20 protein-coding genes are annotated in these 22,101 nt (G+C 64.1%); 12 read left to right on the forward strand and 8 right to left on the reverse strand.

What is annotated here, in order from left to right; genetic code table 11:
• Positions 1 to 29: 29 nt before the first annotated feature.
• Both U5L98_RS09420 and U5L98_RS09425 read right to left on the reverse strand, forming a co-directional pair.
• Entirely contained in the window at positions 30 to 1,673 is a 1,644-nt protein-coding gene (locus U5L98_RS09420) for a Calx-beta domain-containing protein (RefSeq protein ID WP_322558059.1), read from the reverse strand.
• Positions 1,673 to 2,986 carry a vWA domain-containing protein gene (locus tag U5L98_RS09425; protein WP_322558060.1) on the reverse strand — a complete coding sequence of 438 codons (1,314 nt, stop codon included), beginning with the start codon at positions 2,984 to 2,986 and terminating at the stop codon, positions 1,673 to 1,675. Before U5L98_RS09425 ends, U5L98_RS09420 begins: the two co-directional genes overlap by 1 nt.
• A gap of 105 nt (positions 2,987 to 3,091) precedes the next feature.
• On the opposite strand from U5L98_RS09425, the gene U5L98_RS09430 reads away from it, so the two are divergent.
• Positions 3,092 to 4,063: a helix-turn-helix transcriptional regulator gene (locus U5L98_RS09430; RefSeq protein WP_322558061.1), complete on the forward strand. Its 972-nt coding sequence runs from the start codon at positions 3,092 to 3,094 to the stop codon at positions 4,061 to 4,063.
• Here the strand turns inward: U5L98_RS09430 and U5L98_RS09435 are convergent.
• Positions 4,060 to 5,097 carry a folate-binding protein gene (locus U5L98_RS09435; protein WP_322558062.1) on the reverse strand — a complete coding sequence of 346 codons (1,038 nt, stop codon included), beginning with the start codon at positions 5,095 to 5,097 and terminating at the stop codon, positions 4,060 to 4,062. The two genes, U5L98_RS09430 and U5L98_RS09435, sit on opposite strands and share 4 nt — an antisense overlap.
• A gap of 146 nt (positions 5,098 to 5,243) precedes the next feature.
• Between U5L98_RS09435 and U5L98_RS09440 the strand changes: the two genes are divergently transcribed.
• From U5L98_RS09440 to U5L98_RS09470, 7 genes are all read left to right on the forward strand, one after another.
• Positions 5,244 to 5,441, forward strand: coding sequence for a hypothetical protein (locus U5L98_RS09440; RefSeq protein ID WP_322558063.1), 198 nt, complete (start codon positions 5,244 to 5,246; stop codon positions 5,439 to 5,441).
• The gene (locus U5L98_RS09445) at positions 5,441 to 5,866 is read left to right on the forward strand and encodes an OsmC family protein (RefSeq protein WP_322558064.1); all 426 of its coding nucleotides are present in this window, start codon (positions 5,441 to 5,443) and stop codon (positions 5,864 to 5,866) included. The genes U5L98_RS09440 and U5L98_RS09445 overlap by 1 nt, the downstream gene beginning before the upstream one ends.
• Before the next feature lie 67 nt (positions 5,867 to 5,933).
• Positions 5,934 to 7,958 (forward strand): excinuclease ABC subunit UvrB, encoded by a 2,025-nt coding sequence (gene uvrB, locus U5L98_RS09450; protein WP_322558065.1) that lies wholly within the window; start codon positions 5,934 to 5,936, stop codon positions 7,956 to 7,958.
• Positions 7,959 to 7,970: 12 nt separating this feature from the next.
• Positions 7,971 to 8,792 (forward strand): endonuclease VIII, encoded by an 822-nt coding sequence (nei, locus tag U5L98_RS09455; protein ID WP_322558066.1) that lies wholly within the window; start codon positions 7,971 to 7,973, stop codon positions 8,790 to 8,792.
• Between the two features lie 178 nt (positions 8,793 to 8,970).
• Complete coding sequence (locus tag U5L98_RS09460) at positions 8,971 to 10,476, forward strand: fumarate hydratase (protein WP_322558067.1); 1,506 nt, start codon at positions 8,971 to 8,973, stop codon at positions 10,474 to 10,476.
• 115 nt (positions 10,477 to 10,591) lie between these two features.
• Positions 10,592 to 12,010: a cardiolipin synthase gene (cls, locus tag U5L98_RS09465; protein ID WP_322558068.1), complete on the forward strand. Its 1,419-nt coding sequence runs from the start codon at positions 10,592 to 10,594 to the stop codon at positions 12,008 to 12,010.
• 94 nt (positions 12,011 to 12,104) lie between these two features.
• Entirely contained in the window at positions 12,105 to 13,022 is a 918-nt protein-coding gene (locus U5L98_RS09470) for a LysR substrate-binding domain-containing protein (protein WP_322558069.1), read from the forward strand.
• Between the two features lie 14 nt (positions 13,023 to 13,036).
• Here U5L98_RS09470 and U5L98_RS09475 read toward each other — a convergent pair whose 3' ends face one another.
• Positions 13,037 to 14,128 carry a bifunctional nicotinamide-nucleotide adenylyltransferase/Nudix hydroxylase gene (locus U5L98_RS09475; RefSeq protein WP_322558070.1) on the reverse strand — a complete coding sequence of 364 codons (1,092 nt, stop codon included), beginning with the start codon at positions 14,126 to 14,128 and terminating at the stop codon, positions 13,037 to 13,039.
• 155 nt (positions 14,129 to 14,283) lie between these two features.
• Between U5L98_RS09475 and U5L98_RS09480 the strand changes: the two genes are divergently transcribed.
• Positions 14,284 to 15,195 (forward strand): YihY/virulence factor BrkB family protein, encoded by a 912-nt coding sequence (locus tag U5L98_RS09480; protein WP_322558071.1) that lies wholly within the window; start codon positions 14,284 to 14,286, stop codon positions 15,193 to 15,195.
• Positions 15,196 to 15,267: 72 nt separating this feature from the next.
• Here the strand turns inward: U5L98_RS09480 and U5L98_RS09485 are convergent, their stop codons facing one another.
• Positions 15,268 to 16,314, reverse strand: coding sequence for a Glu/Leu/Phe/Val family dehydrogenase (locus U5L98_RS09485; RefSeq protein WP_322558072.1), 1,047 nt, complete (start codon positions 16,312 to 16,314; stop codon positions 15,268 to 15,270).
• A 213-nt stretch (positions 16,315 to 16,527) separates the two neighbouring features.
• On the opposite strand from U5L98_RS09485, the gene U5L98_RS09490 reads away from it, so the two are divergent.
• Positions 16,528 to 16,800, forward strand: a complete 273-nt coding sequence (locus U5L98_RS09490) for an acylphosphatase (protein ID WP_322558073.1) — start codon at positions 16,528 to 16,530, stop codon at positions 16,798 to 16,800.
• A 60-nt stretch (positions 16,801 to 16,860) separates the two neighbouring features.
• Here U5L98_RS09490 and U5L98_RS09495 read toward each other — a convergent pair whose 3' ends face one another.
• Genes U5L98_RS09495 through U5L98_RS09505 form a run of 3 tightly spaced genes read right to left on the reverse strand, consistent with a single transcriptional unit; the run spans position 16,861 to position 19,681 of the window.
• Positions 16,861 to 17,802, reverse strand: coding sequence for a nucleoside hydrolase (locus U5L98_RS09495; RefSeq protein ID WP_322558074.1), 942 nt, complete (start codon positions 17,800 to 17,802; stop codon positions 16,861 to 16,863).
• Complete coding sequence (locus U5L98_RS09500) at positions 17,799 to 18,731, reverse strand: ribokinase (protein ID WP_322558075.1); 933 nt, start codon at positions 18,729 to 18,731, stop codon at positions 17,799 to 17,801. Before U5L98_RS09500 ends, U5L98_RS09495 begins: the two co-directional genes overlap by 4 nt.
• A 14-nt stretch (positions 18,732 to 18,745) precedes the next feature.
• Positions 18,746 to 19,681, reverse strand: a complete 936-nt coding sequence (locus U5L98_RS09505) for a D-2-hydroxyacid dehydrogenase (RefSeq protein WP_322558076.1) — start codon at positions 19,679 to 19,681, stop codon at positions 18,746 to 18,748.
• A 218-nt stretch (positions 19,682 to 19,899) separates the two neighbouring features.
• Between U5L98_RS09505 and U5L98_RS09510 the strand changes: the two genes are divergently transcribed.
• Positions 19,900 to 20,157, forward strand: a complete 258-nt coding sequence (locus U5L98_RS09510; protein ID WP_322558077.1) for a zinc ribbon domain-containing protein — start codon at positions 19,900 to 19,902, stop codon at positions 20,155 to 20,157.
• A 50-nt stretch (positions 20,158 to 20,207) separates the two neighbouring features.
• Positions 20,208 to 21,989: an aspartate--tRNA ligase gene (aspS, locus tag U5L98_RS09515; RefSeq protein WP_322558078.1), complete on the forward strand. Its 1,782-nt coding sequence runs from the start codon at positions 20,208 to 20,210 to the stop codon at positions 21,987 to 21,989.
• Positions 21,990 to 22,101: the final 112 nt, after the last annotated feature.

A 22,101-nucleotide genomic window follows, 5' to 3' on the forward strand; every position in this document is an offset into this window, starting at 1 on the left:
CCTCCTCATCGATAACGGGTGTCGTTCGGTCATTCGTCCGGGGCGGAAATATCGGGGGAAAGCCCCTCTTGTGAGCGCCCCACCGCCTCATCGAGGGCGTTGGACGCGCTATCGAAGCCCTCCATGTAGGCACGCTCATAGCGACCGGTCTCCACGTCCTGGGTCTTGGCCTGGACGATGAAGCGGTCCTCGAAGGCATGAATGGTGTAGATCACCCGCGTGACTGCCGGTGGCATCTCGCCATACCCCGGATCACAGGGGTCCAGATCGGCTCGACCCGGCTGTACGGGCTGACCATCGGGGCCGAGCCATAGATGTACCTCGACGGGGCTGGAACCGGTACCCCGCGACAGCGAGGTCGACAGATAGGGGGCGATCGCTTCCGGCGAGACGCCCATATCGGCGGCGATGGCACGCGCAACGGAATCGCGGGCGGCACCCGGGTCGACGACCGGCTCGGTATCCGGGCCCAGCTGGGGAACCTCCGCTTTTTCCGGTTCTTCCGGCTCGCTCGGCGTGACGACATAAGCGATGAACTGCTCGTGGTAGGAGGTGGCGTCCACATGATACTTGGAGGTGACATAGCCAACGAGTTTCTCCGCCGGATCACCCGACACAACATAGGTGTTGGGTACGTCCTCCACCGTCAAGGAGGCGCGCCAGAGGTCTTCGCCCGCGGCGCGCATGTCGTCGCCCGACAGGCTCGGTATCGACCCCAGTGCTTGAGCAGCGTCGATATCATCGCGACAGACGCGCTCGAAGGTCAGTGACGACCGCTGTTGACGAAGGGTAAAGCGTGACCCACCCACATGTTCCTTCATCTCGATGCTGAAGGACTCCTGCGGAATCTCAACTTTCTGCATCAGGTTGCCTTCGTAGTAGAAGGCGCCAGTGCCGGGGCCGTACTCCAGGGTCGCGGGCACAAATTCGGGTTCGTCGTTGCGGATCGTCACCGAGATCGTCTTGGGCTCGGGATAGACGGTGCCGCTGGCGGTTCCACCCACCTCGAAGGTCACGGTGCGGTCCTCCTTCGCCATGCCCTCGAAGGTCTCGAACTGCACCGTCGTCGTTGTCTCACCAGGATGGATGAACTGAGTCCGGCGTGTCGGGGCGATGTCGACGCCCGGCCGTGCGGAGCCACCGGTGATATGTGCAAAGGGGCCCAGGACGTCGGACGAGTCGTAGCGCTGTTCGAACTGCACGGTGATCGGCGTGCCTGCGTCCACACTGGAAGCACTGGCAGAGAGAGTGTGATCGTTGTCTTCGATCGTGAAGCTCAGCAGCGGTGTCGCCACGATGACGTTGGTAATCGAGCTGCCGCCCAGCGCCAACGCATTGCCGATGTCCAGCTGGAACATCTCTTCACGCGGCTCGTCCTCCTCGTCGTCGCGGATGGAGACCTCCACCTGCTGGTACACGCTTCCGGGCATGAAGGTCACCGGCACAAACACGGGCTGGTAGTCGGTTGCCGCGGTTGCTGTCACGTCCCGGGTTTCGAGCATCACCATGAACGGATCTTTGGCCGGTGCGCTGAGAAAGAAATGGACAATGGTAGTGGTTGGACCCGTCTCGCTGAGACGAGTCAGGGGCGACATGGCGGTGAGGGTCTGGGCGATGGCCGTTGCGGGAGCAAAAACGAGGACGATCGCCGATATCACGGGGACGGGTCGCATCACTTCACCTCGCGGATTTCGACGCGGCTGAACTCTGCGATGGTCTGTTCCGACCCCAAGGTACCGGCAAAGATGGTGGGATCGCCCTTAGTTCTCAACACCTGAAGGGGATCGGTCTCGATGACGTCGGGACCGTCCTCCTGCATCGACCAGCCGTTCATCTCCAGACGGCCCACATAGTCGCGTCCACGCTTCGACAAGGTCAGCCGCGCGCCCTTTTGCTCGAAATCGCTGAGGATCTGCGCCAGGTCGTAGCCGCGGAGATCGCCGGCGATCTCCACATCGGAGACGGTCGCGTTACCGCCGGAAACGGCGCGGAGCCTGAGCCACATGTCGTCATTGGAATTGCCCTGGCGAACCACATGGGCAGATATATGATTATCCACATCCGCGTAGCGGCCGACTTGAATGATGGCGCGTCGCCCACCCAAGGATTTAACCTCGCCCATGCGTGCAGTGAAATCGGCGCTCAGGTCCCAGTCGTCTTCCGGAAATTCCGCGCCCGTCCAGCGAAAGAGGTTTGGCAAGTCTTCAGCATCACCCATAGCCCCTGGCTGAACCGTCATGGTGACTAGCTTGCCGTCGTCCATGATGAAACCAGAAGGCTCGGGATGATCGAGAGTCCAGTCATCACCCAAGTCGGAACGTTCAAACTCGTCAACAAAGAGGGGGCCGGCCGGCTCGGGCTCCGGCTCGCTCACCGTCCTAAGGGCGCCGGCCAGCTCCGCGGCATCTCCCGCGGCCAGGTAGCGTCCGCCTGTCGACTCCGCGAGGCAGGCGAGCTGCCCCTCGTCGTCGGCGATATCGAAGCCGATGACATGGGCGGTGAAGGCCATGCCCGAGGCTTCGAGGCGTGCCCCCAGTTCACAGAGATCGGCGCCGCAGTTCTCCAGCCCGTCGGTCACGACGATCACCGATGCCGCCTGATCGCCATGGGAGAGCGCCTCGGCGGCCTGCTCGACAGAGTGACCGATAGGCGTCTTGCCGCGCGGGGTGACGCCCTCCATGGCCTCGCGGAAGGCGCTACGATCCAGCGGCCCCGGCTCGATCAGGGTCTCGATATCGCCACATTCGCCTTCCTGGCGATGCCCATAGGCCATGAGGCCGATGGGCGTGTCCATCGGCCAGTCGCCCAACATGGTGTCGATCGCCTCCCGGGCGATGGTGATCTTGGCGGTGCCGTCGATCTGGCCCCACATGCTGCCCGAGCCGTCGAGCACGAGCATCGACGTCGCTCCTTGCTGCTGGGCCTGGATAGGAAAGGCGGTCGCCATCGCGGCGACGGCCAGAACTGACGAGATCGGCTGTTTCATGGTGAGCTCCCAAGGGCAACGAAGTTATTATTTAGCCTAGACAGCCGAGAGCGATCCTCGCATGGTGCAGTTGCACCATGCCTGTCGATCAGCAAGGCTGGGGTAATGGAACTATCGAACCATGAACTCGAGCAGGTCACGCGCCTTCAGGAGGCGCTTCTCAACATCCGTCTCGATCGGACGCGGATCCGAGAGCTTCTCGCGGAGATCGCCGAGCTAGTGGGCGCCAAGGCGGCGATGGGGGCCTGGCTGGACGGCGGCATGCCGATCCTGGTCACCCATCGAGCCGGCCCGGAAATCGAGCGCTATTTCGCCAGCGTCTTCGCGGGAGTCGACGCCGAGGGCAATATCAGGGCCAAGGATCCCTTGCTCGACGAGATCAACCTTACTCGGCGCCGGATGGGGTCCGGGGTCTACCACGAAAACGCCCTGGCCGACCGCGAAACGATCACCCGTGCCACTTTCTTCCAGGAGGCCTTCGCCCCGGCCGGCATGCATCATGTCATCGGCATGACCACACGGCTGGCAGTAGGCGAGGCGCTCTTCACCTTCGGCTTCGAGGGAGATGACGACCCTGGCTTCGTGAGTGGCCGGACGGAAAACCTGCTGAGGCTGTTGTTACCGACGTTCGGCTTCGGTTTCGGCGCCATCGATCGTGCCCATCGACATCAGGAGCGGTTGGACAAGGCGATCGCCGAGGCCAGGGTTGCTGCCACCGTGAAAAAGCTTGGGGTCGATGGTCATCAACCTCATCGAGACATGGCTGGCAAATCCCTGATTCGACTGCCATTACCCGAACTTTTAGGTGAGGAGGGTGGCCAGTTGCAGGTCTCGCTGAACGCCCTGCGGATTGAGGATCTGGCAGCCGCGTTGGCGATACGCTTTGCCTTGAGCCCCAGGCAACGAGAGACGGCAGAATTGATGCTGCGAGGCTTTACCTCTCGCGAAATCGCCGATGAGCTCGGCATCCGCATCAACACCGCGCGTCGACATTGTGAAGCGGTGCTGCAAAGGGTGGGCGTGGGGCGTCGTGATCAACTGGCCATATGCTCGCTGAGCGAGTTGGTGGATGGCTAATCGCGGGTCCCCATGGTTTCCGGGTCTACACGCTCGAGGAGGTAGGGGAGCTTGAGCAGTTTGAGGTGCTGGTCCTCGAGGCTCAGTGGCGCAGTCGGTTCTTTCGTGCTCATCACCGCGAGTATCTCGACCTGGCCGTAGGCATCGAGCTCGGCACTCATTACCTCGCCAAGGCGCTTGTTTTCGGCATCTACGATGGCACTGCCCTGCTCTGGCAGTTTGTCACCCTCGAGCTGGGCACGCATCAGCCGCTTCTTGACCTGGCCGCGGAAATGCGCGCGGGCGACCACTTCCTGGCCCGTATAGCAGCCCTTCTTGAAGCTTATACCGCCAAGCGCTTCCCAATTGATCATCTGCGGCAGGTAGGTATCTCGCTGGTCGGCATTGAGCCATGCTAGCCCGGCCTGGATGTCATGGAGCCGCCATACGCCGTTGTCGACCGGCGTGGCGTGCGCTTTCAGCCACTTCCAGGCCTCCTCGACCCGATCAGCCGGCAGGCAGACCAGCAGGCGGGGACGTGGACCGGGGTGGGCCAATACCTGGTGCGCTTCATTGCCGGCCTGGTGCCAGGGTCGAGGTGGCAGAACGTCGAAACGCACTTCGGTAAGAGCGGGGGCCTCGTGGCCGATAAGCCCTAAGAGTGCCAGATCGTCGCGCTCATGCAGTTCGACCTTGTAGAAGGGGGCGAATTTCTTCAGGTGCTCGGCCAGCGGAGTCACCAGGCTGTTGTGCATCAGCAGGCGGAAGTGCGCCGGGCCGATGCGCAGCAGCTGGGCGTTGGCCAGCATGCGCCCTTTGGGCGTGCAGAAGCAGGTCAGCGGGGCGAGCTCGCCGTCGGCCAGTGATACCTGGGCGCTGGTCTGGCCCTGCAGGAAGCTCTCGGCATCGGGGCCCTCTACGTCGAGCACCCCGAGATGGGCGAGGGGCGTCATTACGGTAGTATCCAGAGCCAGTCGCGGCGCATCGGGCGTGTCGAACGTCACCCGATAGCCGTCCTCCTGCCGTGCGCCTGTGGCAGTGATCCAATCCTTCATCTCAGGGCTCCTCGTGGTTCGGCTTCGAGCATGAACATACGCTATAGATGCGGGCGGAAGGGCGGTATTGCAAGCGCTGCCCGGTGCCTGGGCGCCGTGCTAGACTCGTGCCTTTCATCTTGTTCGTGCCGCATCAGGAGCCGCCCATGACCTATCAGTCACTGAGCTTTCAGGGTGTCGAGAACGCCGATCAGGTCAACCGTATCACGACCGCCCTGATGATGCTGGACGGCGTCGACAGCGTCGAGGTCGGCCGTCACGGGGCCGAAGTGGAAGGTCGCATCAGGCGTGAGTCGCTGATCAAGGCGGTGCAGTCTCTCAATCTGGGTATCGAGGTTAAGTGATGAAGAAGACCATTGAAGTCGTCAGTGAACGTAACCATATCTATCGGCAGCGGGTCGAGCTAGACGGCTTTGACGACCTATTCGTCGACGTGCCCGAGGCCTACGGCGGCGAGGGAACCGCTCCAGATCCCCATGACTACTTCGACCTCTCGCTGGGCGCCTGCAAGGCGATCACCTCCATGATGTACGCCCGGCGCAAGAAGTGGCCGCTGACGGGCATCAGCGTCACGGTCAACCGGGACGACAGCCAGGAGCGTCACGGGACCTATCGCCTGGACGTGGCGATGACCTTCCATGGCATCGAGGACCCCGAGCAGCGGGATCGCCTGGAGGAAATCAGCCACAAGTGCCCGATCCACCGACTGATGACCACGTCCACGGTGGAGGTGACTACCCGCACCGTCGACAGCAACGCAGAGGCCTGATTTCGGGCCGGGCAATGCGTTACCCCTGGGGCGCCGCACAGGCGCCCATGCCCTTATCGGAGCCGCCATGAGCAAGACCTTCCGTCTGCAGTCCAGATTTCAGCCTGCCGGTGACCAGCCTGCCGCCATCCGGGACCTGGTCAGCGGTCTGGAGTCAGGGCTGGCGCATCAGACGCTGCTCGGCGTCACCGGCTCCGGCAAGACCTTCACCATGGCCAACGTGGTCGAGACCCAGCAGCGTCCAACCATCGTCATGGCGCCCAACAAGACCCTGGCGGCGCAGCTCTACGGCGAGTTCAAGGCGTTCTTTCCCGACAATGCGGTGGAGTACTTCGTTTCCTACTACGACTACTACCAGCCCGAGGCCTATGTGCCTTCGTCGGACACCTTCATCGAGAAGGATGCCTCGATCAACGATCATATCGAGCAAATGCGGCTCTCGGCGACCAAGGCCCTGCTGGAGCGCCGCGACGCGATCATCGTGGTCTCAGTGTCGGCGATCTACGGCCTCGGCGATCCCGACCAGTACCTCAAGATGCGCCTGCACTTCACCCGCGGCGAGCTGATCGACCAGCGCAACTTCCTGCGCCGCCTGGCGGAGCTGCAGTACACGCGCAACGACATGGACTTCAAGCGCGGCACCTATCGGGTGCGCGGTGACGTCATCGACATCTTCCCGGCCGACGCCGAGGACGAGGCGGTACGCGTCGAGCTTTTCGACGAGGAGATCGACACCATCAGCCTCTTCGACCCGCTCACCGGCGAGGTGCGGGGCCGGGTGCCGCGCATGACCATCTACCCCAAGTCCCACTATGTCACGCCTCGCGAGACCATCCTCGGCGCCATCGACGACATCAAGGCGGAGCTGGTCGAGCGGCTGGACTGGCTGCGCAGGCACGACAGGCTGGTGGAGGCACAGCGACTGGAACAGCGCACCCTCTACGACATCGAGATGATGCTCGAGCTCGGCTACTGCAACGGCATCGAGAACTACTCGCGCTACCTTTCCGGGCGCAATCCGGGCGAGCCGCCGCCGACCTTCTTCGACTACCTGCCCAGTGATGCCCTGCTGTTCATCGACGAGAGCCACGTCAGCGTTCCCCAGGTGGGCGGCATGTACAAGGGCGACCGCTCGCGCAAGGAGACCCTGGTGGAGTACGGCTTCCGGCTGCCCTCGGCGCTGGATAATCGGCCGATGACCTTCCAGGAGTGGGAGCGCATCTGTCCGCAGACGATCTTCGTCTCGGCCACTCCGGGGCCCTACGAGGCCGAGCATGCCGGGCAGGTAGTCGAGCAGGTGGTGCGCCCCACCGGTTTGCTGGACCCCGAGATCGAGGTGCGTCCGGCCTCCACCCAGGTGGACGACCTGCTCTCGGAGATCCGCCTGCGCAGCGAGGTGGAGGAGCGGGTGCTGGTGACTACCCTGACCAAGCGCATGGCCGAGGACCTCACCGAGTACCTGGATGAGCACGACGTTCGGGTACGTTACCTGCATTCCGATATCGACACCGTGGAGCGGGTGGAGATCATCCGCGACCTGCGCCTGGGCAAGTTCGATGTGCTGGTGGGGATCAATTTGCTGCGGGAGGGGCTCGACATTCCCGAGGTGTCATTGGTGGCGATTCTCGATGCCGACAAGGAGGGCTTCCTGCGCAACGAGCGTTCCTTGATCCAGACCATGGGCCGTGCGGCGCGCAACGCCAACGGCAAGGCGATCCTCTACGGCGACCGGATCACCGATTCCATGCGCCGCGCCATGGATGAGACACAGCGCCGTCGCGACAAGCAAATTGCCCATAACGCGACCCAGGGCATCACGCCGACCACGGTGACGCGTTCGGTGGCCGACATCATGGAGGCCGCCCAGACGCCCGGTAAGAAGAAGGGGCGCAAGGGCGAGCGCAAGGTGGCCGAGCGTGAGGCGCTCTACGATCCCGCCGAGCTGTCACCGAGCGAGCTGCTGAAGGAGATCTCTCGGACCGAGGATGGTATGCACGAGGCGGCCCAGAACCTGGAGTTCGAGGAAGCCGCCCGACTGCGCGACCGCCTGCACGAGCTCAAGGAGCGTCAGCTGCTCCTGGGCTCCGCCTGACGGGCGCCCGACATGCCCGAGGGCCCCGAGATCCGTCGTGCCGCCGACCGGGTGCATCGTCAGCTTGCCGGTCGGCGTCTCGACGACGCCTGGTTTGCCTTTCCCGATCTGGCCGGACAGGCCGCCTCATTGATCGGTCGCGAAGTCACGGCCGTGGATAGCTGGGGCAAGGCATTGCTGACTCGTTTCGACGACGGCCGCGTGCTCTATTCGCATAACCAGCTCTACGGTGTGTGGAAGCTACACGAAGCCGACCGCGAGCCCGACACCGGGCGTTCGCTGCGCGTGCGGCTGGTGGCGCAGGGCAGGGCGGCCAGCCTTTACAGCGCGTCGGACGTCTCGCTGTGGGACACGAGTTCGCTCGACGAACACCCCTTCCTGTCGCGTCTCGGCCCCGATCTGCTGACCCACGGCATCACCATCGAGCAGGGGGTGGCGCGGCTTATCGAGCCGCGCTTCTGCCGGCGAGGCCTCGGCGGGCTGCTACTCGATCAAGCGCTGTTTGCCGGCATCGGCAACTACCTGCGTTCCGAAATCCTGTTCTTCGCAGGGCTGCACTACTCGGCCAGGCCGGGAAACATGGAGGAGGGCACCTTGGCACACCTGGCGACGTGTATCCTCTCGGTGACGCGTCAGGCCTATGACCAGGCGGGAGTGACCAACCGCAGCGACTGGATCGCCGTCGATCGTGCCCGGGGCGCCTCTCGGCGGCGCTGGCGCTTTGCCGTGTTTGAACGCGACGGCCTGCCATGCCCAGCATGTGGCACGACTATAAGGCGGGTGACCGTAACCTCTCGGCGGCTCTATTTCTGTCCTAGCTGCCAGCCTTCTTGACCGCCCCTGATTTTATACCGTTATCTATTAATGACAACTAAACGAAAAATTAGACCTTGGGCGACACGAATGTCGACAACCCCATAGCAAGGGTATAATGCCCCCGTTCGAGCTCACCGACGAGCCCTTTCAGCGCCTCGCTGCGAGTATGCCGACAATGCCAAGGAGTCCCTTGCCCATGACCGTGATTCGCCAGGATGACCTGATCCAGAGCGTCGCCGACGCCCTGCAGTACATCTCCTATTACCATCCCAAGGACTTTATCGACGCCATGGCGGAGGCTTACGAGCGCGAGGAGAATCCGGCAGCCAAGGACGCCATCGCCCAGATCTTGATCAACTCGCGGATGTGCGCCTTCGGCAAGCGTCCGATCTGCCAGGATACCGGCATCGTTACCGTCTTCGTGCATATCGGCATGAATGTCCGTTTTGAGGCCGATATGAGCCTCGATGACATGATCAACGAAGGTGTGCGCCGTGCTTACAAGCTGCCCGACAACGTACTGCGGGCCTCGGTGCTGGCCGACCCGGACGGTGCTCGCAAGAATACCGGCGACAACACACCGGCCGTTATCCACCATAAGCTGGTGCCCGGCGACACCGTCGAGGTGCATGTCGCTGCCAAGGGTGGCGGCAGTGAAGCGAAGTCGAAGTTCGCCATGCTCAACCCCTCCGACAACGTGGTCGATTGGGTGATGGAACAGCTGCCCAAGATGGGCGCCGGCTGGTGCCCGCCAGGGATGCTTGGCATCGGCATCGGTGGCACCGCGGAGAAGGCCATGGAAATTGCCAAGGAGGCGCTGCTCGATCCCATCGATATCCAGGAGCTCCAGGCTCGCGGTCCTGCCAACCGCGCCGAGGAGCTTCGCCTGGAACTGTTCGACAAGGTCAACAGTAGCGGGATCGGTGCCCAGGGTCTGGGCGGCCTGACTACGGTGCTCGATATCAAGGTCAAGGATTTTCCGACCCATGCCGCCAACAAGCCGGTGGCGATCATTCCCAACTGTGCGGCCACTCGTCATGCCCACTTCACTCTCGACGGTTCCGGTCCTGCATCGTTGCCGGCACCGAAGCTCGAGGACTGGCCTGAGATCACTCGAGAAGCCGGCGACAACGTCAAGCGCGTCGACCTCGATAGTGTTACGCCCGACGAAGTACGCACCTGGCAACCCGGCGATACCCTGCTGCTCAACGGCAAGCTGCTCACCGGCCGCGACGCTGCGCACAAACGCATGGTCGACATGATCGCCAAGGGCGAGCCGTTGCCCGTGGACATGAAGGGGCGCTTCATCTATTACGTGGGTCCGGTGGATCCGGTGCGTGATGAGGTGGTGGGACCCGCCGGCCCCACCACGGCGACCCGCATGGACAAGTTCACACGCACCATGCTCGAGGAGACCGGCCTGCTGGGCATGGTCGGCAAGGCAGAGAGGGGCGAGGCGGCCATCGAGGCGATCCGGGACAACCAGGCGGTCTACCTGATGGCCGTGGGTGGGTCGGCCTACCTGGTCGCCCAGGCGATCAAGAAAGCACGCGTGGTGGGCTTTGAGGACCTGGGCATGGAAGCCATCTACGAGTTCGAGGTCGAGGACATGCCGGTGACCGTGGCCGTGGACAGCCAGGGCACCTCGGTGCACCAGACTGGTCCCGCCAAGTGGAAGGAGATCATCGCCGAGCGCGTCTGATCGTCCTCTCCTGACGTCGGCCCCGCCATCTGGTGGGGCCGACGTCGTTGGGAGTATGCTGCAGGCAACTGTGTTCTGACGGCGGTGTCGTCCTCCTACGGAAGGGGAACCGACCATGACCTCCTGGCTGTTCGGCCTGGCGATCTTCCTGACCTACCTGCTGGGCTTTGTCTCGGCGGTGCTGGCTCTGATGTCCAGCCGTACTTCCCAGGGGGCCATCGCCTGGATCATCTCGCTGATTGCCATGCCCTACGTGGCGGTACCGGCCTACTGGATCTTCGGCCGACCACGCTTCTACGGCTATGTCTCGGCCCGGGGGGAGCGTGATACCGTCCTGCGTCGACTGCTGGCGCGTTATCGCGACCGCTTCGATCCCTACTTGCCCGACACTATCGACGCGGACATCCGCGCGGTGGAACAGCTGGCGATGATGCCGTTGACCTGCGGCAATCGAGCTGAGCTGCTGATCGATGGCGAGGCCACCTTTGACAGTCTTTTCGCCGGAATCGAGCAGGCAGAAGAATATGTGTTGATTCAGTTCTTTATTGTTCGTGACGATGCCCTGGGCATCGAGCTCAAGCATAGGCTGCAACGGGCCGCCGAACGTGATGTGCGCATCTACTTCCTGTATGACGAGATCGGTAGTCGCGGTCTCGGCGACCGCTTCCTCCGCGACCTCGCCGAGACCGGTGTGGAGGTCAGCGCCTTTCGCTCCTCCCGGGGGTTCAAGCATCGCTTCCAGCTCAACTTCCGTAACCATCGCAAGGTGCTGGTGGTCGACGGCAGGGAAGGGTGGCTGGGCGGGTTCAACGTCGGCACCGAATACCTAGGGCAGCACACCCGGCATGGCCACTGGCGGGATACCCATCTCAAGCTTAGCGGGCCTAGCGTGCTGGGCCTGCAGGAAGCTTTCTGGGAGGACTGGCACTGGGCTACCGGCGAGATGATCTCGCTGACCTGGACACCCCGACCGAGTGAGCTCGCCGACCAGAACGTAGTGATCGTGCCCTCCGGGCCGGCGGATCGACAGGAGACGGCGAGCCTACTGGTGCAGCTTGCGGTCCACAGTGCCAAGGAGCGTTTCTGGGTCACCAGCCCCTATTTCGTGCCCGACCAGGGGGTGCAGGATGCCTTGCGCCTGGCCGCGATGCGCGGGGTGGACGTGCGCATCATGATGCCCGAACGTCCCGATCACCTGCTGGTCTTTCTTTCGGCTTTTTCCTTCCTGCCGGATATGTTGCGCGCCGGGGTCCGGGTCTACCGTTACCAGCCGGGGTTCCTGCATCAGAAGGTGATGCTGGTCGACGATACCGCTGCCAGTGTCGGTACGGTCAATCTGGACAACCGCTCCTTCAGGCTCAACTTCGAGATCACCGCCGTCGTACCCGACCGTCAGTTCGCCGCCGAGGTGCGATTGATGCTCGAGCATGACTTCACCGACTGCCGTCGCGTGGCCCTGGAGGAGCTGACTCGTCGCCCCCTGTGGCGCAAGCTGCTGTCGCGGGCAGCCTACCTGCTTTCGCCGATCCAGTGAGGCGGCTTGGGTCCTGCCCGTCACTGGGGTACATTAGCGGGCTTCGAAGACTCCCCGGCAGGAGTCGTCTAGGCAGATATCCTGGGGAGAGCTGGTGAACCTCGAGACCAAGTGGCTGGAAGACTTCGTCGCCCTGGCCAGTACGCGCAGCTTTTCCGCCTCGGCCCGTCAGCGGCATGTCACCCAGCCGGCGTTCAGCCGTCGCATCCGCTCCCTCGAGCAGGCCGTCGGCGTGACCCTTGTCGACCGCTCGACCACGCCGGTGGATCTGACACCGGAAGGACAGTTGTTCCTGGTAACCGCCCGTAATATCGTCGAGCAGCTCAACGAGAGTCTCGGCCACCTGCGTGGCCTGGCCATGGCCAACGAGGCGCTGGATATCGTTGCCGCCCATTCCCTGGCGCTGAGCTTCTATCCCCCGTGGATTTCCCGGCTTCAGCAGGGCCTGGGCGAGCTACCTACGCGACTGGTAGCCATGAATGTGGGGGATGCGATCCATGTGTTGCGCGAGGGCAAATGTGACCTGATGCTCGCCTACTACGATCCCTATGCCAGCATGCAGCTCGATGCCGAGGTCTTTCCCTCCTTCTCCATCGGCCAGGTCAAGATGCTGCCGGTCAGCCTGCCCGACGAGCAGGGCAGACCACGCTTCCCGCTGGAGGGGCATGAGTCGATTCCCTACCTGGCCTATACCCAGGGGGCCTTCCTGGGACGCAGTGTGCGTATGCTGCTGAAGAACGACCCCTTGCGCATGCGCCTGAGAACCGTCTACGAGACGGCCATGGCCGAAGGGCTCAAAGGCATGGTGATGCAGGGCATGGGAACTGCCTGGATTCCCGACTTCTGCATTCGCCAGGAGCTCAGGGAGGGGCGTGTGGTGCGGGCCGGTGGCGAACAGTGGGACGTACCGCTGGATATCCGTCTATACCGCTGTTCGCTGGTGCACAAGCCGGGGGTCGAGAAGCTGTGGCGGCAGATGATGAAGTTGCCTCGCGACTTCCTGCAAGCTTAACCCTCGAGGCGGACTCACGAGCCGCCAAAGTCGGCAGGCAACCCCAGGAAGTCCTGGATGATGAAAAAGTGATCCTCGAACAGGCTTTCGGGATCGAGGTCGGCCAGGGCAACCCAGCGAGCATGATCGCCGCCCTTGACCGGCTTGAGCTGGGGCAACTGTTGTTCGGGGCGCAGGGCAAAGTAGAAGGCCTCGGCCAGGGTGCGCCCCCGCCAGCTGCGGTGGGGTTCGTCGAACAGCCGCTGGCCGCGTAGCGAGCCCTTGAGGACGGCCTCTGGCACCTTGAGGCGAACGCGCTCGCGCAGCTCCCTCAGGCAGGCGTCCATCAGCCGTTCATGGGGGCTGATGAAGCCGCCGGGCAGGGCATAGAGTCCCTTGCCGGGCGCGGCCGTGCGCCTGACCAGCAGCACATGCCCGGACTGCACCACCACGGCATTCACGGTGACAAAGATCGGCGGGTAGGGGGCCTGGGACCAGGCCTGGCGGTACTGGTCCAGAAGGTGCTGCTCCTCGACCAGCTGTTCGTAGGGCGCCTCCGCCAGAAAGTCGCATATCCGTGCCACCACCCCGGGGGGCAGGTCATGGGCGGCGTGGGTGCTCAGGTAGTCCTCCGCCGAAGAGGCGGAGCGGAACAGTCGATCGCGGATCCGGCTGGCCGAGATGCCCTCGACCAGTGGCACGCTGACTGATTCCCACTGCGGGAAGAGCGCCAGGTAGTAGCTGGACTGGCCGCGACTGGCACCGATCAGGCCGATGCGCGGCAGCCTGGCGTGCTCCGGACTGGCGATATCGCGTACCTTGCGTTGCACGTCACGCACCCAGACGTCGTTGTTGTAGAGAGCATCGAGCAGCGGCACTATCTCCAGCCGAGTGTTCTCCTCCTCCTCGAAGGCACTGCGCAGCATGCGCAGGCGTTCCTCATAGCGCCAGGGGTTGCGCAGCGAGCGGGCCTGCCAGGCGGAACCCACCAGAACGATGACCTGTCGTGCGTGGCGCAGCGCCTCGCGGATCACCGCCAGGTGTCCCAGATGGGGAGGCTGGAATCGACCGATGAACACCAGACAATCGAAGTCGGCAGGGCTCTCGGTGCCTGGTCGTGAGGTCATGGGTCCTCCTGGAAAGAGAGGGAGAAACGAGCGGAGCCCATTATGGTCAGGCCAGAGGTCCGCTGCAATTGGAGGCGGTCTCGGCTGATCGGCTACATTCGGGTATTCTGTAAGGAAATGACAGGGACGCGGGGAACGGGATGATCAAGGCGAGCATGACCAGCATCAGGAACACGGCGCTGTTCTGGGGGAAGGTCGTCCATGGGGCAGCCAAGCTCTGGCTGGAGCGCAATGCCTTCAGCTATGCCGGCTCGCTGGCCTTCTATACGCTCTTCTCCCTGGCGCCCACCATGATCATCGCCGTTACGGTGATCGGCGTAGTGCTCGGCGAGGAGGCCGCCCATGGACAGATCGTCGCCCAGCTACAGGGCACCATGGGCCACGACGCCGCCGCGGCCATCGAGCAGGCGGTCGCCCAGTCGCGCATCGAGGAGTCTGGTCTGCTGCCGACCATGCTCGGGGTGGGGGCCCTGCTGGTCGGTGCCACCACCGTCTTTGCCCAGATGCAGTTCTCGCTGAATACCCTCTGGGGCGTGACGGCCAGGCCCAGCAGCAACAGTGCCCTCAAGTTCCTCAAGAACCGATTGCTGTCGCTGACCGTGGTGCTATCCATCGGCTTTATCCTGCTGGTATCGCTGGTGCTCGGAGTGGTGATACGGGCCATGCTGCAGGCGGCCGACGATCTGCTGCCCTTCGTCGGTTTCCTGACGACGGGTGCCGAATTCCTGATCTCGCTGGCGGTGATCGCCGCGCTCTTCGCCACCATCTTCAAGGTGCTGCCGGACGTGGTGCTGCGCTGGCAGGACGTGCTGGTCGGCGCGGTGGTCACCGCCGTGCTGTTCGCGCTGGGCCGTTCCGGTATCGCCATCTATCTGGCCTACACGGCCACGGCCTCGACCTACGGCGCCGCCGGGTCGGTCGTGATGATCCTCCTCTGGGTCTATTATTCGTCTCTTATCCTGCTGTTCGGGGCGGCCTTCACCAAGTGCCACCTGCTGGCGGCGGGCAAGACGGTGGTACCGCGCAATTCTGCGGTGCTGGTCCGCCACGAGCTGCTGGGGGAGTAAGCGAAACACCCAGAGGCCATCACGCCCGAAGGCCGGGCCTTCGGGCGTGGTATCACGATTCGCTAGTGCGCCTCAGCCGACGGCGTGGAAACGCTCCCGGGCCAGGTCATCGGCCACGCTGGCAGGACTGACCCCTTCGCGCTCGGCGCGAGTGAATATCTCGTCCAGCGTAACCCCGATTCCCTCGATGTGCTCCATCACGGCATCGTGACCGTAGTCGTCACGACGTTGCCAGGCGATCTCGATGACCCCGCCGGCGTTGGCCACGTAGTCCGGGGTATAGAGGATGCCGCGGGCCATCAGCCGCTCGGCGATTGCCGGCTCCGCCAACTGGTTGTTGGCGGCGCCGCAGACCACCCTGGCTTTCAAGCGGTCGACCACCGTTTCCGAGAGGGCGGCACCCAGCGCACAGGGAGCGAAGACATCGACCTCGGCATCGGCGATCGCCGCCGGCGCCACCGCCTCGGCATCGAGCTCCTCGGTGAATCGGGCAAGGGCGGTGGCATCGACATCCGTCAATACCAGTCGGGCACCGGCGGCATGAAGGTGTCGTGCCAGGTGAGCGCCGACGTTGCCGACGCCTTGTATCGCCACCCGCACTCCCGTGAGGTCGTCGCGACCCAGGCCATGGCGAACGGCGCTCTTCAGTGCGCAGAACACTCCCCAGGCCGTGAAGGGCGATGGATCACCCGAGTTGCCGCCGTGGCGTGGCAGGCCGCCGACATGCTCGGTCGCCTCGGCGATGAGCCGCATGTCAGCCTCGCTGGTGCCGGAGTCCTCGGCGGTGATATAGGCGCCGCCCAGGCCATCGACCAGTCGGCCCATGGCGCGAAGCAGTTCGGGCGTCTTGTCGCGGCGCGGGTCGGCGATGATCACCGCCTTGCCGCCACCTAGTGGCAGGTCAGCGAGGGCCGACTTGTAGGTCATGCCGCGGGAGAGGCGCAGCACGTCGGTAAGCGCTTCGGTATCACTGGCATAAGGAAAGATGCGCAGGCCGCCCAGGGCCGGGCCGCGGGTGGTATCGTGGATGGCGATGATGGCGCGCAGGCCGCTCGCCTGGTCACTGCCGAATACGATCTGCTGATGATGGTCGAACTCGGGGTGGTCGAAGACTGACATGATAGAGCTCCCTCGTGAGGATGATCATTGTGGTTGTGTCGTCCCGGGTAGGGCGATCCTCGGCCGCGAAGGGCTTGTGGCCGTGTGGCGTCCGTGGATAGTGACAAGACTAGGGCATTGGTCCTCGAACGGGAAGGCCAGAAGGCTGGCTGAGCTCGGGCCCGGCTGGTAGAAAGGACCACGCCACCGATCGCAACGACAGAGGAGATGGCCATGGACAAGTGCTGCGCGAAAGCGCTGGTGACGGGCAAGGTGCAGGGTGTCTGGTACCGTGGGGCGACCCGGGAGAGGGCCCTCAAGGCCGGGATCACCGGCCATGCGATCAACCTGCCGGACGGGCGGGTCGAAGTGCTGATGTGCGGCGAGCGCGAGGCGGTCAAGCGACTCGCCGAGTGGCTGTGGGAGGGGCCAGAAAATGCCCGAGTCACCCATGTGGAGTTCGAGGTGATTGATACCCACGAGCCGGATGACTTCCGCACCGGCTAACGCCAGCAGGAACCGGTGCGGTGCTTATGGCGCGTGCCGCACCGGTTCGATTTCCGGCCATCAGGCCAGGGTATCGGCGATCCAGTCGCTGACGGCGTCGCCATCTACGCTCAGACAGACCTCCACCAGTGGGGTGTGTGTCCATCGGGTCTCGATGAACCCACGTCCCTCTGGGGCGAAGATCGTCTGGCCCTCGGCATCGCCGGACGTCGTCACGCTGAGATGACCGCAATCCGTGGTGAAGAGCTCGGGGCGCAGCAGCCAGGCCAGGGCACAGCTGTCGTGAGGGCAGCAACCGTCGATGCCCAGGAATTCGCGGTAGAAGTCCCGATAGAAGGCATAGCTGCCTGCCAGCACCTTGCCGAGCGCACCCTGGCCTGGCGCGATGCGTGCCATGTGGGCCTCGGTGAGTACGCAGCGATGGGTGACGTCCAGCCCCACCAGGGTCAGTGGCCAGCCGGCGGTGAGCACTCGCGCGGCGGCATCGGGGTCGTTGAACATGTTGGCTTCGGCCACCGGCGTGACGTTGCCGCCCTCGCGGATCGAGCCCCCCATGATGACCACGCGCTTGACCTTCCGGGTGATGGTCGGGTCGAGCTGAAGTGCGGCGGCCAGGTTGCCCACCGGGCCCACTGCCACCAGGGTGACCTCGCCGGGCCGGGCGTTCAGGGTGTCGATGATGAACTGCGCTGCGCTGCGGGGGTCTGCCTGGCCCTTGACCGACGGTAGTTCGATATCGCCCAGTCCGTTGATGCCGTGGATGTGAGCGGGCGGTGGGTGGCGCGCCTTGACCAGCGGTGCCGCCGCACCTTGGGCGACGGGAATCTGGCGCCCGGCGAGTTCGGAGAGCAGCAATGCATTGTGAGTGGCGGTTTCCACGTCCACGTTGCCGTAGGTAGTGGTCAGTCCCAGCAGCTCGAGCTCGTGATGGTGCAGGGCGATGGCAATGGCCTGGGCGTCGTCGATGCCTGGATCGGTGTCGAAGATGATCGGATGACTCACTGTGTCTCCTCGCCGCTGCGGTGGAGCGTAGGGATGCCGTCGCGCAGGGCGCGTTCGACTGCCGCCGCCTCGGGGATGCTTTCGGCGGCACCGGCAACCTGTACACCCAGGGCGGCAGCGGTGGCAGCCCATGTCAGGCAGTCGGTCACCGCTCGTCCCTGTTGCAGAGCGGCCAGGTAGTAACCGATGAAGGTGTCACCGGCCGCCGTGGTATCTCGCGGCGTGACCGGCAGAGCCGGCTGGAAGTGGCGTTCGTCGCCGAACTGGTACCAGGCGCCGTCGCCGCCCAGTGTCAGCACTGTACCGCAGCCGGGCAGGCGTCTGGCGAGGCCGTCCAGTAGTTCCTCGGGTAGGGATGACTCGTCCAGGCCGGCCAGCCAGGCGGCCTCGCCGCGATTGACGAACAGTAGCCGACACTGCTCAAGGGGTAGCTCCAGTACCGCATCGCTCATGGGGGCCGGGTTGAAGGCGATGTTCAGGCCGGCCTCGATGGCGCGTTCGAGCAAGCGAGGCAGGGCATTGCATTCGTTCTGGGCCAGCAACCACTCCCCGGGTGAGGCCGCGGCAAAATGCTCGTCGAGAGCCTGTTCCGTGGTGCCGTGGTTGGCGCCCGGAAAGAGGATGATGGCGTTCTCGCCACAATCGTCCACTTGGATGATGGCGTGACCGCTGGCCTCGTCGACCAGGGCAATCGCCTCTACCTCCACCCCGGCGTGTTCCAGGATGTCCCGGGCCCATGAGTCCTGGCGCCCCAGGCGCCCCCAGTGGCGGATCCGCCCGCCGGCGCGTGCCATGGCCAGCGACTGATTGGCCCCCTTTCCTCCCAGGCCCACGCGGTAATCGCGGCTGGCTAGAGTCTCCCCGGGACGCACCAGGTGGGGGACGCGATAGAAATGATCGAGATTGATGGAGCCGAAGTTGTGCAGCATGCGGGCCTCGGTGCTCAGCTTTCCTGCCAGTCGCGCAGGTTGTCGGCGGTGAGGGCCACGATACGCTGGCGGGCCTCGGGGGTGATCCAGGCGTTATGCGGCGTGACGATCAGGTTGAGTGGCTCGTTCAGGGCGTCGAGCAGCGGGTGCCCGTCGCGGGGCGGCTCCACCGGCAGCACATCGACGCCAAGCCCTCCCAGATGTCCCTGACGAAGCGCTTCGAGTGCTGCCTTCTCGTCGATGATCCCGCCCCGGGCGCAGTTGACCAGCAGGACGCCGGGCTTGAGGGTGGCCAGCAGGGCGGTGTCGACCAGATGGCGGGTTGCCTCGGTGAGGGGGCAGTGCAGGCTGATCACGTCTGCCTCGGGCGCCAGGTCACGTAGCCCCGGGCGGCTGTCATGGGCCTCATTGCCGGGGCGGGCGGCGAAATCGACATGCATGCCGAAGGCTTGCGCCAGACGCGCTACCTTCGAGCCCAGTTCGCCCTGGCCGACGATCACCAGTCGCTTGTCCTCCAGCTGCAGGGTCGTGTGATCCATCAAGCAAAAGAAAGGGCTTTCATTCCAGCGCTTCTCCGCTACATCGCGCTGGTAAAGGGGCAGCCGGGTGGCGAGGGCCAGCATCAGCATCAGCGTGTGCTGAGCCACGCTGGCCGTGCCGTAGGCCGTGACGTTCTTCACGGTGATGCCCAGGCGTTCGGCCGCGGCCATGTCGATATTGTTGGTGCCGGTGGCCAGCACGCAGATCAGCTTGAGTGAGGGCAGGGCGTCGAGGATGTCGGCATCGAGCACCACCTTGTTGACGATGGCCACCTCGGCACCGGCAAGCCGCTCGGCGGCCTGGCCGCGAGTACTCTGTTCATGCACGTCCAGAGTGTCGAGGTGCTGGCGGATCGGGGCCAGGTCGACATCGGGCCCCAGGCTGGCGGCGTCGAGAATGACGGCTTTCATGCGAAGTTCCTTGTCGATGCAGGTGAGTCGGGCAACAGGCCGCGGCAGGGGTGGGCCTTGCCCGGCGCGACAGGCTATAATAGCCCGCCTCGAGGCAGGCTTGGATTATCGGCGGGCCGGCCTTATATCATCATCGCACAACGCTAGCGCGAGGCGGTGAGAGCCCCTGCCCGTGCTTGACCCATGGGTAATGTCATTACATCGGGAGTGATCAAACCATGCCCATCTACGAATACGAGTGCAAGGCCTGCGGCCACCGCCTGGAGAAGCTTCAGAAGATCAGCGCCGAGCCGCTGAGAGACTGCCCGGTCTGCAAGGCGGCCGAGCTCAACCGCCTGATCTCCGCTGCCGGGTTCCGACTGGCCGGTGGCGGCTGGTACGAGACCGATTTCAAGACCGGCAGCAAGAAGAACCTGGCTGGCGACAAGGGCGGCCAGGCCGACAAGACGCCGAGCAAGGACGGGGCGGCGGCCTGAGCCGCCTGACGCCGCCTTACACTATTTCACGCAACAGAACAGGATTAGACATGCGCAGCCATTATTGCGGCCAGCTGAACGAGACCCTTGTGGATCAGACGGTCACCCTGTGCGGCTGGGTCCATCGCCGCCGTGACCACGGGGGCGTGATCTTCCTCGACATGCGCGACCGTGATGGCATCGCTCAGGTCGTGGTCGACCCCGATACCGCCGAGGCCTTTGCCAACGCGGACAGTGCCCGCAACGAGTACGTGCTGCGCATCGTCGGCCTCGTCAGGCTGCGTCCGGAAGGCACCCAGAATGCCAAGATGCCCACCGGCCTGATCGAGGTGCTGGCCAGCCAAGTCGAGGTACTCAACACCGCCGCCACACCGCCCTTCCAGCTCGACGAGCACGGCAAGGTGGGTGAAGAGGTGCGCCTCAAGCATCGCTACATCGACCTGCGTCGCCCCGAGATGGTCGAGAAGCTGCGGCTGCGTTCGCGCATCACCCACAGCGTGCGCGCCTTTCTCGAAGGGCAGGGCTTTCTCGATATCGAGACCCCAGTGCTTACGCGAGCCACGCCGGAAGGGGCGCGTGACTACCTCGTGCCCAGTCGTACCCACCCCGGGAGCTTCTTCGCGCTTCCCCAGTCGCCGCAGCTGTTCAAGCAGCTGCTGATGGTGTCGGGCTTCGACCGCTATTATCAGATTGCCAAGTGCTTCCGAGACGAGGACCTGCGCGCCGACCGCCAGCCCGAATTCACCCAGATCGACCTCGAGGCATCCTTCGTCACCGAGGACGACATCATGGCGATCACCGAGGCGATGGTCCGTCAGCTGTTTCAGGAGGTGCTCGACGTCGAGCTGCCGGTCTTCCCGCGCATGGGCTGGGACGAGGCGATGAACCGCTACGGTTCCGACAAGCCGGACCTGCGCATTCCGCTGATGCTGACCGATGTCGATGATCTGATGAAGCAGGTCGACTTCAAGGTGTTCTCCGGTCCCGCCAATGCCGCCGATGGCCGTGTGGCCGCGCTCAAGGTGCCGAATGGCGCCGGTCTGTCGCGCAAGGAGATCGACGAGTACACCAAGTTCGTCGGTATCTACGGCGCCAAGGGCCTGGCCTGGATCAAGGTCAACGACCGCAGCAAGGGCCTCGAGGGACTGCAGTCGCCCATCGTCAAGTTCATGGAGAATGTGGTCGAGGAGCTGCTCGACCGTGTTGGCGCCGAGGATGGTGACCTCGTCTTCTTCGGTGCCGACAAGACACGCATCGTCAACGAGTCACTCGGTGCCTTGCGCGTCAAGCTCGGCGAGGACCTCGACCTTTACACGCGGGACTGGGCGCCGCTGTGGGTGGTCGACTTCCCGATGTTCGAGGACGACGGCAGCACCCGCATGCAGGCGCTGCATCATCCCTTCACCGCCCCCGCCTGCGACGTGGAAACACTGAAGGCCGATCCTGCGGCGGCGCTGTCCCGAGCCTATGATATGGTCCTCAACGGGACCGAGTTGGGCGGCGGCTCGATCCGTATCCATGATCGCGCCATGCAGAGTACGGTGCTCGAGGTGCTCGGCATCGGCGAGGAAGAGGCGCGTGACAAGTTCGGCTTCCTGCTCGACGCACTGCAATACGGCGCACCGCCCCACGGCGGGCTCGCCTTCGGCCTTGACCGCCTGGTGATGCTGATGACCGGGGCGCGCAGCATCCGCGAGGTGATCGCCTTCCCGAAGACCCAGAGTGCCGCCTGCCTGATGACCGACGCGCCCAGCGAAGTCGATGCCGAGCAGCTCAAGGATCTCAATATTCGGTTGCGGCAGAAGGCCAAGGCGGAGACCTCCAGCGAGTGACGGCGACTCCGCCGAAACGATGTCATTTCACCGGCGCCTCAGGGCGCCGGTATCATGTCCAGAACCTCACCACCAACGCGGAGTTCGCCGACGATGTCCTCGACCAGCTCGA

Origin of the sequence: Halomonas sp. (assembly GCF_034520545.1) — a bacterium.
Taxonomy (GTDB): Bacteria; Pseudomonadota; Gammaproteobacteria; order Pseudomonadales; family Halomonadaceae; genus Halomonas.